Annotated in this window: 6 protein-coding genes; 5 read left to right on the forward strand and 1 reads right to left on the reverse strand. The window is 73.7% G+C overall.

The genetic code is table 11. The annotated features are described in order from the left end of the window. Position 1: 1 nt before the first annotated feature. Positions 2-3,073: an amino acid adenylation domain-containing protein gene (locus tag ABZS77_RS04060; RefSeq protein ID WP_354816726.1), complete on the reverse strand. Its 3,072-nt coding sequence runs from the start codon at positions 3,071-3,073 to the stop codon at positions 2-4. A 318-nt stretch (positions 3,074-3,391) separates the two neighbouring features. On the opposite strand from ABZS77_RS04060, the gene ABZS77_RS04065 reads away from it, so the two are divergent. From ABZS77_RS04065 to ABZS77_RS04085, 5 genes are read left to right on the forward strand one after another with little or no spacing between them, the layout of a single operon-like run. Then, positions 3,392-6,598, forward strand: coding sequence for an amino acid adenylation domain-containing protein (locus tag ABZS77_RS04065; protein WP_354816729.1), 3,207 nt, complete (start codon positions 3,392-3,394; stop codon positions 6,596-6,598). Continuing rightward, the gene (locus tag ABZS77_RS04070) at positions 6,591-7,622 is read left to right on the forward strand and encodes a TauD/TfdA family dioxygenase (RefSeq protein WP_354816732.1); all 1,032 of its coding nucleotides are present in this window, start codon (positions 6,591-6,593) and stop codon (positions 7,620-7,622) included. The genes ABZS77_RS04065 and ABZS77_RS04070 overlap by 8 nt, the downstream gene beginning before the upstream one ends. Continuing rightward, on the forward strand, positions 7,619-8,635 hold the full coding sequence (locus tag ABZS77_RS04075; RefSeq protein ID WP_354816735.1) for a TauD/TfdA family dioxygenase: 1,017 nt from the start codon (positions 7,619-7,621) through the stop codon (positions 8,633-8,635). The genes ABZS77_RS04070 and ABZS77_RS04075 overlap by 4 nt, the downstream gene beginning before the upstream one ends. Continuing rightward, positions 8,632-13,947, forward strand: coding sequence for an amino acid adenylation domain-containing protein (locus tag ABZS77_RS04080; protein WP_354816738.1), 5,316 nt, complete (start codon positions 8,632-8,634; stop codon positions 13,945-13,947). The genes ABZS77_RS04075 and ABZS77_RS04080 overlap by 4 nt, the downstream gene beginning before the upstream one ends. Continuing rightward, positions 13,944-15,308 carry a hypothetical protein gene (locus ABZS77_RS04085; RefSeq protein WP_354816741.1) on the forward strand — a complete coding sequence of 455 codons (1,365 nt, stop codon included), beginning with the start codon at positions 13,944-13,946 and terminating at the stop codon, positions 15,306-15,308. Before ABZS77_RS04080 ends, ABZS77_RS04085 begins: the two co-directional genes overlap by 4 nt. The last annotated feature ends 7 nt before the right edge of the window (positions 15,309-15,315 follow it).

A 15,315-nucleotide genomic window follows, 5' to 3' on the forward strand; every position in this document is an offset into this window, starting at 1 on the left:
GTCAGCACCGCTCGAAGTCGAAGGTGGGCAGGTCGGGCGGTACCGGTACGGCCTCGGCCGGTCGCACCGCGACGTCGTCCGGTCCGGTCACCTCGTCGAGCACGGCCACGTACCGCTCGACCAGGCGGTTCGCCGTCGCAGCGGTGAAGAGCGCGGTCGCGTACTCCAGGTCGACGACCAGCTCGTCGGGGCGCTGGTGCACCTGGAGGTTGAGGTCGAAGCGGGAGCACCCGGTGGGCAGCAGGTCGACCGAGGCGCGCAGCCCACCGACCTCGAACTCGTAGAAGTCGAGGTTCTGCAGGGCGAAGAAGGCGTCGAAGATAGGCGTCCGGGCCGGGTCGCGGTGGATGCCGAGCCGGTCCACCAGCACGTCGAACGGGTATCCCTGGTGGGCGATGGCCTCGCGGCTGCGCCTGTCGACCTCGCGGACCAGCTCGGCGACGGTCATCCCGCGGCGCAGCGGGACGCGCAGGCAGAGGGTGTTGACGAACATGCCGACGGTCCGGTCCTCGCCGGCCCCGTCGCGTCCGTGCACCGGCACCCCCACCGCGACCTCAGTGGCGGTGGTGAGCCGCGCCAGCAGGGTGACGTAGGCGGCGAGCAGGACGGTGAAGGTGCGGCTGCCGTGCCGACGGGCGGCGGCCTGGACCCGACCGAGCCGGGCGGCGCCACCGGACCGTCGGACGACCGCCCCACTGTCGTCGCGGCGCGGGCCGGGCGGCCGGTCGTACGGCAGGGCCAGCCGGGCCGGCGGGTCGCGGAACTGGGCGAGCCAGTACGCCTCGTCGCCGTCCGGGTCGGTCCGCAGCCGCCGCGCGTACCGGTCGGCGGCCCGGCGGTAGGAGCCCGCCGGGCCGGGCGGCGTCCGCCCGGCGTACTCGGCCAGCAGGTCCTCCACCAGCACCCGGAGCGACACCCCGTCGAAGACCACGTGGTGCACGTCGAGATAGAGGTGGTGCCGGGTCGGCCCGAGCCGGACGAGCAGGGCACGGGGGAGGGGCTCCAGCGCCGGGTCGAACGGACGGACGAAGGTGCTCTCCTCGTCCCCGGTCGGTTCGGCGCGGTACTCGAACGGCGGCGTCGCCGCCCCGGTGCGGCGCCAGCGCGGTCCCTCCGGCGTCAGCGCGAACCGGCCGTGGAAGGCGTCGTGGCGGGCGACCACCGAGGTCAGGGCGGCGCGTAGCCGCTCCGGCCGCACCGCGCCGTCGAGGCGGACCCGGAACGGCACGTTGTAGGCGAGTGACCCGGGGTCGGTCAGCCACCGGCTGTAGAGGGCGCGTTGGGCCGGGTGGAGCTGGTCGGTCGCCGGGCCGTCGGCCGGCACCTCACCGGCGGGGGGCGCCGCGGCCACCACCTCGGCCATGGCCGCCAGGTCCGCCGCCCCCATCAGGTCGGCCAGGGGTACGTCGACACCTGCCTGCCGGGAGATCCGGGCCGCCAGGCGGCCGAAGCCCAGCGAGTCACCGCCGAGCCCGACGAACGTCGACTGCGGAGTGATCGTGTCCAGGCGGACGCCGAGCACCTCGACCCAGAGGTCGGCAAGGGCGCGGTGGTCCGGCGCGAGCCGGTGTCCGCCGTCCGGGTCGGCGTCGGACTCGGTCGGGTCCGGCAGCGCCCGCCAGTCGACCTTGCCGGCGACGGTCAGCGGCAGGCGCGGCACGACCACCACGTGCTGCGGGCAGAGGTACGCCGGCAGTTGCGCGCGGAGGCCGTCCCGCACCTCCTGCGGGGTGACGTGGCCGACGACGTACGAGACCAGGCGGCGGTCGGCGCCGGAGTCGCCGGTGACCCGCGTCCAGGACGACCGCACCCCGGGGAGCCGGGAGAGCGTCGCGTCGACCTCCCGGGGGTCGACGAGTCGACCGGCGATCTTCACCTGGTCGTCGGCGCGCCCGTGGAAGAGGATCGTGCCGTCGGGGAGTCGGGTCGCCCGGTCACCCGAGCGGTACCACCGCCTGCCGTCGCAGACGACGAAGCGCGTCGCGGTCAGCTCCGGCTCACCGAGGTAGCCACGGGCCAGTCCCTCGCCGCCGACGTACAGCTCCCCCTCGGTACCGTCCGGCACCGGGCTGCCCGAGTCGTCGGCCACCAGCACCGTGGTGCCCGCGATGGGCCGGCCGATCGGCAGCGGCTCGGGCACCTCGGCCGGGACCTCGTACACGGTGGTGAAGGTGGTGTTCTCGGTCGGCCCGTACCCGTTGAGCACGGTCAGGTGCGGGACGGCGGCCCGGACCCGGCGGACGTGGGCGGGCGAGACCACGTCCCCTCCGGTGACGAGGATCCGCAGCGGCGCGAGGGTCGCGGGCGCCTCGTCCACGATCTGGTGGAACAGCGGCGCGGTCAACCAGGCCACCGTGACGCCCTGCTCCCGCAGGGTCGCCGCCAGGGCGTTCGGCACCAGCAGCGTCCCGTCCCCGACGACGTGCAGGCTGGCGCCGTTGAGCAGGGCACCCCACACCTCGAAGGTGGCCGCGTCGAACTCCGGCGCGGCGGCGTGCAGGAACCGCTGCTCGGGGCCGAACGGCAGGTAGTCCGTCTCCGTCACCAGCCGGAGCACGCCCCGGTGCTCGACCATGACCCCCTTCGGGGTGCCCGTCGTGCCTGAGGTGAACATCACGTAGGCCAGGCTGGTGGGCGTACCCGGGACCGCGTCGTCGCCGGCGGTGCCGGCCGGCGGTACCGCGCCGACCTCGACGACGGCGCACCGGTCGGACAGCGCGGCGCGGAGGTCCGCGACGTCCGGCCCGTCGCAGAGCACATGGGACATGTCACACATGGCGGCGATCCGGCGCAGCCGGGTGGGCGGATCGCCGGGTCGGAGCGGCACGTAGGCGGCTCCGGCGAGGATGACCCCGACCATGGCGACGACCGCGTCGGCCGAGCGGGCGAAGGCGGTGCCGACCAGGTGTCCGGGTTGGACCCCGCCGCAGGTCAGCAGGTCGGCGACCCCGCGCGCCCGGGCGTGCAGTTCGGCGTACGTCAGTCGGCGCGTGCCGTCGACCACGGCGGTGTCGTCGGGTCGGGCCGCGACCTGCCGGACGAAGCGTTCGCCGACGGACAGAAAACTCCTCACCGCAAGGTCCCCCGCACCGTGTTCCCCCGTGTTCGATCAGTGGATCAGGCCCTGAGAAGGACCGTCGTCGATGCTGCTCAGCACGTCGGCGGCGCGACTCCCCAGTCCCCACGGACCGGTCGCAGATCCCCGCGCACCGTGACTCGTCATCCACTCGGGAGCCAACGGTCGCCTAGTTAAGCACATCTCTCATGACACGCCTAGTCCTGGCTTCGTCGACGATCCGGCCGCCCATATCTGGGGCTGACAAGGTACTGGGCTTCCACTAAGGTCCAGTTCGCTCGCGGGCGAGGAAACCTATCGGGGGAGGGGGGATTTATGCGCTCGGACGTGTCCGCACAGAGCCCGTCGACGCCGTCCCCGGTGGCCGGGGAGGCCGCCGAACGCCCTCGGCCCCACCGCACCCGGTCGGCTCCGGTCACCCGACCCGGCAGCGGGCTGCTGCATGCGGCCCTGCCGCTGTGGGCTGCGAGGACTCCCGACGCGCCGGCCATCCACTGGAGAGGGCGGCAGGTCAGCTACCGGGAGTTGGAGGAACGCTCCGGTCGATTGGCGCAGGGCCTTGCTCGCGCCGGGGTACGCCCCGGTTCCGTCGTCGGCGTCTGCCTACGCAGAACTCCGGAACTCGTCAGCGCGCTTTTCGGCGTTCTCAAGAATGGGTGTTCATATCTGCCGCTGGATCCGGATTATCCGCCGGAGCGGTTAAATATGATGTTGCTCGATTCAGGCGCCGAAATTGTCATTGTCGACAGTTCGAGCGCACCCACTCTTTCCGCCGGCGTTCGGACATTCGACGTCGCTGACCTCGAATCATCAGATGTCCCTTGTGGACCTGCGCAAATGCCGGCGACATCGCCCCGGGAGGTCGCCTATCTGATCTACACGTCGGGTTCCACCGGCCGCCCGAAGGGTGTGGCCATCGAACACCGGTCGGCACAGGCGCTGGCGGCCTGGGCGGCGGAGACGTTCACCGGCGATCTCGACGGAGTGCTGGCTGCCACCTCGGTCTGCTTCGATCTCTCGGTGTTCGAGATATTCGGCACCATTGCCGCAGGTGGCCGGATGGTCCTGGTCGACAATGTGCTCGAACTCGTGCACCTGCCACCCGACGTCGGGGTGCGTCTGGTCAACACCGTGCCCTCGGCGATGAGCGAGCTGCTGGCCGCTGACGCGCTGCCGGCGTCCGTGCGGACGGTCTGCCTCGCCGGCGAGCGGTTCCCGGCGGCGCTGGCCGCCGCGCTCTGGCGGACCCCGCAGGTGCGGAGGGTCTGCAACCTGTACGGCCCCTCCGAGGACACCACCTACTCCACCTGGGCGGAGCTGGTCCCCGGTGCCGCCGGCGAACCGCCGATCGGCGCGCCGCTGCCCGGCACCCGGGCCCACGTGCTGGACGCGGACCTGCGGCCGGTGGCCGACGGCGCAGAGGGTGAGCTGTTCCTGACCGGCGCCGGCCTGGCCCGCGGCTACCTGGGCCGCCCCCGGGAGACCGCCGCGGCCTTCCTGCCCGACCCCCACTCGCCGCGGCCCGGCGACCGGATGTACCGGACCGGTGACCGGGTCCGCCGCGACCCGGACGGCACGCTGCACTACATCGGCCGCACCGACGACCAGGTCAAGGTCCGCGGCTACCGGATCGAGCTGGGCGAGGTGTCCGCCGCGCTGCACCTCGCGCCGGGGGTCCGGGCGGCGGCGGCGACAGTGGTCACCGGCCCGTCCGGGGAGAACCGCCTCGCGGGCTACGTCGTCGCGCTCGCGGGCGGCGCCGGCGACACCGAAGCGGTGCTCCGGCACCTGCGCGCCACACTCCCGTCGCAGCTCGTCCCCACGGTGATCGTCTGGCAGGACGGTCTGCCGCGCACACCGAGCGGCAAGGTGGACCGGGCCGCGCTGCCCGCCCCCCGCTGGGAGACCGCCGCCCCCCGTGGCGCGCCCGACGCGGTCGGTACGGCGGTGGCCGACATCTGGCGCGAACTCGTCGGGACGACACCCGAGGTGGACTCCGACTTCTTCGCCAACGGAGGCGACTCCCTCTCGGCGGTGCGCTTCGCCGTACGGGTCAGACAGGTCTGCGGCCGTCAGGTCCCGTACACCCTGCTGTTCGACAATCCCACCCTGGCGACGCTGCGCGCCGCCGTCGACGGCGCCCCGACCGCCGCCGACCCGACCGGCGACGACGGGGACCCGGCGGCCGGCCCGCTCACCCCGGCGCAGCACCGGCTCTGGTTCCTTCAGGAACTGGACCCGCAGGACACGTCGTACCTGATCAGCGTGCTGGTGGAGGTGACCGGTGTGGCGTCGGTCGAGCGCCTCACCGACGCGCTGCGCGCGGTGGTCGCCCGGCACGCCGCTCTGCGCACCGCATTCGTCGCGGACGCCGACGGCCATCCGGTGCAACACGTCGCCCGCGAGCCCGCACCCACCGTCTCCGTCGTCGGCCTCGCCCCCGGCGAGGACCCGACCGCACGCGCCCGGGACATCGCCGCGGCCGACGCCACCCGCCCGGTGCCTATCGACCGTCCGGGGCCGCTGCGGGCACACGTCGTGCACCGCGACGGCACCCCGCTGGTCCTGGCCCTGACCCTGCACCACATCGTCTTCGACGGCTGGTCGCTCGGGCTGCTCGTCCGCGACCTCGGCCGGCAGCTCGCCGGCACGACCACCGACACGCCACCGCCCGGCGGCCCGTTGGCTGCCGCGCGCCGGCACCGGCGGTGGAGCGCGGAGACAGGGGCCGCCGTCGCGACCGAGCGGCTGGCGGCGGCGGTGCGCGGCGCACCCACCGTGCTGGACCTGCCGGTCGACGCCCCGCCACCCGACGCGGCCGAGCCCCCCGGCCGGCAGCACCGCCAAGCCCTCGACCCCGCCCTGACGGCCGCCGCCCGCGCGTGCGCCGGCCAGCACGCGGCCACCCTCTACATGGTCGGGCTGGGCGCGTTCGGGCTGACCCTCGGCGCCTGGTGCGGTCGGGACGACCTGCTCGTCGGCACCGCCTTCGCCGGACGGACCAGCGCGGAGGACGAGGCCCACATCGGCTGCTTCGTCAACATCCTGCCGGTGCGGACACCCCTGGCCGCCGCCGCGACCTTCACCGAGCTGCTCGGCTCGATCCGGGAGAACACGCTTGTCGCCACCCGGCACCAGGACGTGCCGTTCGACCGCCTGGTGGAGCACGTGCGGCCACCCCGGCTCCAGGGGCGCAACCCGCTCGTGCAGGTCGCGTTCGGCGTACGGACCGAGGCCGCGCCCACGTTCGTCGCGGACGGGCTGCGGCTGCGCGGCCGCGAGGTGACCGCCGGGCACAGCCGCCTCGACCTGACCCTCTGGCTGGAGGAGAGCGAGGACGGCGTCGAGGCGGTGTGGACCTACCCGACGCGGCTCTTCCGGCCCACCACGATCAGCCGGCTGCACCAGCGTTTCGTGACCGTGCTCGCGGCCGCCGCCGCGGCTCCGGAGCGGCCGATCGGGGACCTCCAGGCCGCCCGACCGGCGCAGGGACCACTAGCAAGAAGGAAGAGAAATGGGTGACCACGCATCGACGGCACCGCCGATCCCGCGTCGGCAGCGCCGCCAGGAAGCCGTGTCCGTCAGCGAGGACTGGCAGGGAGACGGCCTGCCCGCCCTGGTCCGCAGCCGGCAACCGCTGACCGACCTCGCCGGGTGGATCGGCGCGAACCGGGACCTGGTCGACGACCTGGCGCGCCGCTGCGGTGCGGTGCTGTTCCGGGGGTTCGCCGTCCCCGACGCGACCGCCTTCCACGACGCGATCGGCGCGCTCTCCGACGAGGTGCTCAGCTACGGCGAGCGTTCGTCGCCGCGCAGCGAGGTGATCGGCGACAAGGTCTACACCTCGACCGAGCACCCGGCCAGTGAGCGGATCCTGCCGCACAACGAACAGTCGTACACCCTGAACTGGCCGATGCGGATCTCCTTCTTCTGCGAGACCCCGCCGGACACCGGCGGTCGTACGCCGTTGGCGGACAGCCGTCGCGTGCTGACCCGGCTGAGCGCGGCCACCCGCGCCAGGTTCGAGGAGACCGGCGTGCGGTACGTCCGCAACTACATCCCCGGCATCAGCCTCTCCTGGCAGGAGGCCTTCCAGACCGACGACCCCGCCGTCGTCGAGGACCACTGCGAACGGGACGGCATCACCTGCGAATGGTCGGGTGACGGAAGCCTGCGCACCACGCAGACCCGGCCGGCCGTGCATCGACACCCGGTGACCGGCGAGGCCACCTGGTTCAACCACGCGCACTTCTTCCACGTGCTCTCGATGCCCTCCGGTGTCGGCAACGACCTCCTGGACTCCCTCGGCGAGGAGAGACTGCCGTACCACACCTACTACGGCGACGGCGCGCCGATCACCGCCGAGACCCTCGACGAACTGCACCGGGCGTACGAGGCCGAGACGCGCTCCTTCGACTGGCAGCGGGGTGACGTGCTGGTGGTGGAGAACATGCTCGTGGCACACGCGCGGGACAGCTACACCGGCCCCCGTCGCATCCTCGCCGCGATGACCGACGCGCACCGTTCCGTGGCGGGTCGGTCGTGACCGCGCCGAGCGCCGGGCCCCGGCGCCGTACCCGGGGCGGCACCGACACCGTGCGACGCAGCACCCTGGCCGAGGAGTTCGGGCTGGTGCTGGAGGCCGGCGGGCCGGGCCTGGACCTGCGCGGGTGGATCGACGGCCACCGCGACGAGATCCGGGCCGACCTCGACCGGTTCGGTGCCGTGCTGTTCCGCGGCTTCCTGGTACCCGGTCCGGAGGGCTTCGGCGCCTGCGCCCGGGGCATCAGCCCCACCCTGCTGGACTACCTGGAACGGGCGGCGCCCCGCGACGAGGTGGCGCCCGGCGTCTTCACCTCGACGGAGATGGCGGCGGACCAGTGGATCCCGCTGCACCACGAGATGTCGTACTCGCACAACTGGCCGAGCCTGCTCTACTTCTACTGCGACGTGCCCTCCCGTACCCAGGGCGCCACCCCGCTGGCCAGCGAACGGACCGTGTTCCCGCTGATTCCCACGGAGATCAGGGACCGGTTCCTCCGGCACGGCGTGCGCTACGTGCGCAACTACAGCGAGGAACTCGACCTGCCGTGGCAGCAGGTGTTCCAGACCACGGACCGCGCCGAGGTGGAGGCGTACTGCCGCGACTCGGGCACGGAGTTCGAGTGGATCGGCCGCGACGGTCTGCGGACCACCGCCGTACGGCAGGCCACCGCCGTGCATCCCCGCACCGGCGAGACGGTCTGGTTCAACCACGCCCACCTGTTCCATCTCACGAACCTCCCGGCGGACGTGTCGTCGGCGCTGCTCAGCGAGTACGGCATGGCGGGTCTGCCGCGCAACGCGTACTTCGGTGACGGCGAGGTGATCGACGACGAGGTCGTACGCCTCGTCGGCGACCTGTACCGCGACAACTCCGTGCGCTTCCCCTGGCGTTCCGGGGACGTGCTCATCGTCGACAACTTCCTCGCCACGCACGGCCGGGAGCCGTTCGAGGGTGACCGCCGGATCCTCGTCGCGATGTCCGATCTCTACGTGAATCGAGGTTCCACCAAGTGACGGCCGACAGCTACCAGCTCTCCCCGGCGCAGCGTCAGTGGTGGAGCGCCCGGTCGGGAGTGGACCTGGCGCCGCTGCGGGCGCGGTTCGCGCTGCCGGCCGGGACCACGCAGGCCGACGCGCAGGAGGCGCTCGACCGGCTGAGCGATCGGCATGAGGCGCTGCGTCTGCGGATCACCGCCGACCCCCGGCACGAGCCCTTCCAGCAGGTGCCGGAGGAGCACCGGCCGCAGGTGTCGCGGTCCGCGCCCGACGCCGGGTGGGACTGGTGCCAGCGGCCGGTGGCGGCGGTGTACGAGGAGGGCGCTCTCACCCTGTACGCCGACCCCGTCGCGCTGGACCCGGAGAGTCTGCGCGTCGTCGGAACGGAGCTGGGGATCCAGCTCGCGGGCGGCGAGCTGCCCGACGACGAGGACCGGTTGCAGTTCATCGACGTGTCCGAGTGGGAGCTGGAGCAGGACCTGCCCCGCTCCGCCGGCACCGTCGCGGGGCTGACCGTTCCGGCGCTTCCGCAGGCCACGGCGACCGGCGCCGGTGCGGCCGTGACGCTGGAGGGCGATCTCGCGGCCCGGCTGGCCGGGCGCGCCGCCGACGCGAAGTCGACGGTGGAGGACCTGGTCCTGCACGCCTGGGTGACGGTCCTCGCCCGCTACGTCGGCCCGGATCCGGCGCGGATCGTGGTGGCCCGCTACCGGGACGGTCGGGACCTGGCGGGCACCCGGACGGTGGTCGGTCCGCTCGGCCGGTACGAGGCGGTCGCCGTCGCGTTGCCGGTGGGGGAGAACCTCGACACCGAGGTGCTGCCGGGTCTGGCGGACCCGGCGGTCTGCGCGGCGAGCTTCGCCACGTCTTCCGCGCCCGCTGACGCGGACGGCACTGTCGACGCCCCGGCCCCGCTGGCCGCCCTGCACCTCGACTGCCTGGTCACCGACAGCGGGGTCGAGCTGCGGGTGCGGGCCCGGGCCGGCGGTGACTACCCCGGCTGGCTCTGCGACGCGGTGACGCTCGCCCTGCGGACGGTGGCCGGTGACCACGCCGGCGACCAGCTCGTCGGTCCTGCGGAGCTCGCCGCGATCGCCCGGCTCGGCGCGGGGCCGGCCAACCGTGCCGACACCGCGGCCACGCTCCAGCAGGTGGTGGGGGACGGCATCCGTGGTACGGAGCCGGGCCGTCCGGCCGTCGTCGACGGCGACGACGTGCTCAGCTACGCCGAACTCGACGCGAGCGCCGAGGAGCTGTCGGGGACGCTGATCCGGGCCGGGGTGCGACCCGGTGACCGGGTGGCGGTGCTGGTGGACCGGACCTGGCGCACCGTGGTCGCCTTCGCCGGTGTGCTGCGTGCCGGCGGCACCTACGTGCCGCTGGACCCGGAGCAGCCGGCCTCCCGGCTGCACGACCTCCTGCGGCTGGCGGGAGCCACGGCGGTGGTCGGCGGGGCGGTCGCCCTGCCCGACGGCTTCGCCGCGGTCCCGGTCCCGCGCGTCGCCGTGGCGGTCACTGTCGAACCCGCTCCCCGGGTCGGCCCCACCGACCCGGCCTACGTCATCTTCACCTCGGGTTCGACCGGCACTCCCCGGCCGGTGCTGGTCGAGCAGGGCGCTGTCGCACGGCTGTGGCACGCCCTCGCCGACGAGGTGTACGGCGGGTCGGAGCGACCGCTGCGGGTCAGCGTGAACGCCCCGGCCACCTTCGACGCGTCGATCAAGCAGCTGATCCAGCTCGCCGGCGGGCACACGCTCTGTCCGATCGCCGAGGACGTCCGGCACGACCCGGCCGGGCTGCTGGCCCACCTGGCGCGGTACGAGGTGGACGTCCTCGACGCCACCCCCTCCCACCTGCGACTGCTCCTCGACGCACGCCGGCCGGGGGACTCCCTGCCCGGCCTGCTGCTGGTCGGCGGTGAGGCGATCGACGACGCGCTCTGGCACGAGCTGGCCGCGCTCGACGGCGTCCGGTCGGTCAACCTGTACGGCCCGACGGAGTGCACGGTGGACACCACCGCGGCGACCGTCACCCCGCAGGGCGGCCCGACGATCGGCCGCCCGCTGCCCGGCGTCGCGGTCTTCGTCGCCGACCCGGCCGGCCGGCCCCTGCCGATCGGCGCGCCGGGTGAGCTGCTGGTGACCGGTGGCCAGCTCGCCGTCGGCTACCTGCACGACGAGCCGGCCACGTCCCGGCACTTCGTCACCCTGGACGGTCCGACGGGCGAGCGGGTCCGGGCGTACCGCACCGGTGACCTGGTTCGCCTCCGCCCGGACGGTCGGCTCGACTACCTCGGGCGGATCGACGACCAGATCAAGGTGCGCGGGCTGCGGATCGAGCCGGCGGAGATCTCGCACGCGCTGCGCCAGCATCCCGGCGTCCGCGCGGCGGCGGTCACCACCCACGGCGAGGGTACGCAGCGACGCCTGGTCGCGTACGCGGTGCCGGGCAGCCGGGGCGTCGACCCGGACCAGCTCGTCGGGATCAACCCGCACGAGACCCGCTACCTGTACGACGAGATCTTCACCCAGGAGACGTACCTGCGGGGCGGGGTCACCCTGCCGGCGGGGGCCGTGGTCCTCGACGTGGGCGCCAACATCGGGGTGTTCTCGCTCTTCGTCCGCACCCTCGTGCCGGACGCGCGGCTGTACGCCTTCGAGCCGGTGGCCCCGGTCTTCGCCGCGCTGCGGCAGAACCTGGAGCCGGCGGGCGGCGAGGTGCACCTGTTCGACCACGGCCTGTCGGACCGGGAGGGCGAGACCACCTTCACCTACTACCCGGGCTACTCGATGATGTCCGGTCAGCGGGACTACGCCGACCCGGACGCCGAGAAGCAGGTGGTACGCCAGTACCTGAACAACGAGCGGGACAGCGCACCGGCGGGCGGCGCCGACCTGCTGGACAACCTCGACGACCTGCTGGACGACCGGTTCGCCGCGACCGAGCAGCGGTGCCGGCTGCGGTCGCTGTCCCAGGTGATCGACGAGCAGGGCATCGACCGGATCGACCTGCTCAAGATCGACGTGCAGCGTGCCGAGCTGGACGTCCTGCTCGGGATCGAGGACCGGCACTGGGCGCTCGTGCAGCAGGTGGCGATGGAGGTGCACGACGCCCAGGACGGGCCCACCCGGGGCCGGGGCGACCAGGTCACCAAGCTTCTGCGGTCCCACGGGTTCGAGGTGCTGTTGGAGCAGGACAGCCTGCTCACCGGCACCGATCGATACAACCTGTGCGCCTTCCGACCGCAGTACCGGGCCACGGTGACCCCGGCGCCGGCGGTCCGTGGCGACGCGGTCACCGGTCCGGCGCTGCGCGACTGGCTGGCCGACCGGCTGCCCGCCCACCTGGTGCCCGACTCGGTGGAACTCATCGACCACATCCCGTTGAACCGCAACGGCAAGCTGGACCGGGCGGCACTGCCGGCCCCGGACACCGGTGCCGCCGGCCCGTACGCGGCGCCGGCGAACCGGGCCGAGGAGATCCTGGTCGAGGTCTGGCAGGAGGTCCTCGGCATCCCCCGCATCGGGGTGGAGGACAACGTCTTCCAGATCGGGGCCGACTCGATCCGCGGCATCCGGGTCCGCGCCGCGGCCGCCAAGCGCGGGGTGAGCTTCCCGCTGCGTGACGTCTTCCGGCACCAGACGATCCGGGAGCTGGTCCGGCACGGTGAGCTGGCGCTGAGCGAGGAGGCGGTGGCCGACGTCGCACCGGTGTCGCTGATCGACGAGGAGGACCGGGCCCGGCTGCCCGAGGGCGTGCGGGACGCGTACCCGATGACAGCCCTGCAGCTGGGGATGCTCTACCACAGCAGGTTGACGGCCGAGCGGCACACGTACCACGTGGTGACCGGTCATCGGGTGGCGGCGGCGCTGGACCTGCCGGCGCTGCGCCGGGCGGTCGACGGCCTGGTCGCCGCGCACCCGGCGCTGCGGACCACCTTCGACCTGGCCGGCTTCCGGGAGCCGCTCCAGTTGGTGCACGCCAGCGCGGTCGTGCCCCTGACCCACGAGGACCTGCGCGGGCTTCCGCCGCAGCAGCGCGAGACCCGCACCGCGGACGCCTTCACCAGGGAGCGCGGGGACGACGTGGACCCGTGCGCCGGCCCGCCGCTGCGGATCCGGGCACTGGACCTGGACGAGCAGGAGTTCGAACTGATCGTCTCGCACCACCATGCCGCGCTGGACGGGTGGAGCCTGCACCTGCTCATCGACGAGCTGCTGGAGCGCTACGACGAGGCGCGCGGCACGTCCGGGCGGACGGCGGGCCCGTCCCCCATGCCGCCCCGGCGTCTGGTCGAACTCGAACGGCGGGCGCGCGAGGACCAGGAGTCCCGGCGCTACTGGCGTACGGTGCTCGCCGGGTTCCGTCCGGCGCCGCGCGCCACTGACGACGTGCCCTGCCTGACCGGGCGGCACACCGTCCGGTTGGGCGCGGACCTGACCGCCCGACTCCGGGACGCCGCCGCCCGGCACGCACTGCCGCTGAAGTCGGTGCTGCTGGCCGCGCACGCCCGGGTGGTCGGCGAGACGGACCACGTCGACGACGTCGTGACCGGTCTGGTGTGCAGCGTGCGCCCGGGCGAGGACGGCGCGGACCGGACCCTGGGGCTCTTCCTGAACACCCTGCCGGTCCGGTTCCCGCTGGCGGCGGCGAGCCCGTTGGACAACGCCGTGCGTGCCTGGCAGGCCGAACGGGACCTCATCGGCCATCACCTCGTGCCGCTTGCCGACATCGAGTCGGACCTGGGGGGTGGCCCGCTCTTCGACGTGTTCTTCAACTTCACGGACTTCTCGTCGCTGCGCTCCACCGACCCGCGCCGGTCCCGGGTGGTCGCCGAGCGGGAGGCGACGGTGGACGTCGCGTTCCGCCTGGCGGTCGACGTGGATGTGCTCCCGGATGAGCCGGGGCTGCGCCTCACCCTCCAGTACGACGAGCGGGCGATGTCGGACGAGGCGGTGCGGGCCTGGGCCCGGCGGTACGCGGAGGTGCTGGAACTCTTCGTCGACCGGCCGGACGGCGCGCTGCCGGCGGTGCCGGCCGCGACCGGCGCCACCCCGCCGGCGGACCCCACGGGCGAGGTGCCCGCCAGAGCCGTGGGCCCGGTGTCGGCGTTGGTCGTCGGCCTCTGGACCGAACTGCTCGGCAGACCGCCGCGGGACGGCGAGTCGTTCTTCGACGCCGGTGGCGACTCGCTGCTGGCTCTGCGGTTCGTCACCGCGCTGCGGGACCGGCACCAGGTTCCGGTCACCCTGGCCGGGTTCCGCCGCGATCCGCGGCCCGACCATGTCTCCGCCCTGATCGGGGCCGACCGAGAGGACGCCGCACGATGACCGGCTCGCCGGAGAGCTACTCGGTGGTGACCCAGCGGTCCCACCAGGCCGTGCTGCTGGTCCGCGACGGTTCGGGCTGGAGCCTGCCGGCGCACGCGGACAGCATCGCCCACCGGGTGGTCGCCGACCTCGCCGACCGGTACGGAGTCGCGGTGGAGATCGACGGCCGGGCGTGGGAACTGACCCACGACGGCCTCGCCTACGGCTACCTGGCCACCGCGTCCGGGGAGGGCACCGGCGTGCCGTCCCCGGACACCCGGTGGGTGAAGCCCGACGAACTGGCCGACCTTCCCCTCACGGTCGCGGAGCACCGCGCGGTGCTGTCCGACTGGGCGGCCAGCCGGACGCCCGGTGCCGACCCGCTGCTGACCCAGCCCTGGGCCGACGCCGGATGGCGCACCGCCGCCAGCGAGTGGATCACCGCCGGGGCCCGTGCGGCCGGACACGTCCCGACCGGTCCGGTGGAGCAGTTCGTCAGCTCGCCGTACTCGTACACCAGCCGGCTGCCCACCGACCGTGGCGCGGTCTGGTTCAAGTCGGCGACGCCGTCGTTCCGGCACGAGCCGGCCCTGGTGGACCTCCTGCACCGGCACGCCCCCGGCATCGTGCCGACGGTGCTGGCGCACGACCCCGAACGGCGGTGGCTGCTGACCGACGACATCGGGCCCTACCGGCTGGTCGGCGACGACCTCGACGACCTCGACGACCTGGACACCTACGCCGCGGCGGTGACCCGCTACGCGCGTCTGCAGCGCGCGCTGGTGCCGGCCGGGGCGGAGCTGGCCGAGCTGGGGGTACCCGACCGGCGGCTGTCGGTCCTGCCGGACCTGCTCGCCGAGCTGGCCGACGACCACCGGGTGCTGCTGCTGGACGACGCGACAGCGCTCACCCCGGAGGAGCACCGCCGGCTGGTCGGCTACCTGCCCCGCTTCGCCGACCTCTGCGCCGACCTCGCCGGGCTCGGCCTTCCCGAGGTCCTCCAGAACACCGACTTCTGGCGGGACTGCGTCCTGATCCGGGAGGACGACGTCGTCCTGCTCGACTGGGCGGAGAGTGTCCTGGCCAACCCGCTGAGCTCACTGACCATGGTGCACCGGGACCCGGCCCTGGAGGAGCATCCGCAGCGGCAGTCCATCCTCGACCGGCTCACCACGGCGTACCTCGACGCCTGGGCCGACCTGCACCCCCGCGAGCGGTTGGCGGCGGAACTCGAACGCGCCCGGCCCACCGGCATCGTCCTGCGGGCGCTGTCCTGGCGGTCCTGCATGGACACGATCCAGGACCTGAGCAGGTATCCGGGCACCCGGGGTGTGGTCGCCCGGAACATGCGCGCGCTGCTGGCCTTCGCCGACCCGGCGTGACAGCGGC

Origin of the sequence: Micromonospora sp. NPDC005298 (genome assembly GCF_040607375.1) — a bacterium.
Lineage (GTDB): Bacteria > Actinomycetota > Actinomycetes > Mycobacteriales > Micromonosporaceae > Micromonospora.

Coding starts and splice junctions, on each gene's coding strand:
- ABZS77_RS04065 (WP_354816729.1), top strand. CDS start 3,392: ATGCGCTCGGACGTGTCCGCACAGAGCCCGTCGACGCCGTCCCCGGTG.
- ABZS77_RS04070 (WP_354816732.1), top strand. CDS start 6,591: ATGGGTGACCACGCATCGACGGCACCGCCGATCCCGCGTCGGCAGCGC.
- ABZS77_RS04085 (WP_354816741.1), top strand. CDS start 13,944: ATGACCGGCTCGCCGGAGAGCTACTCGGTGGTGACCCAGCGGTCCCAC.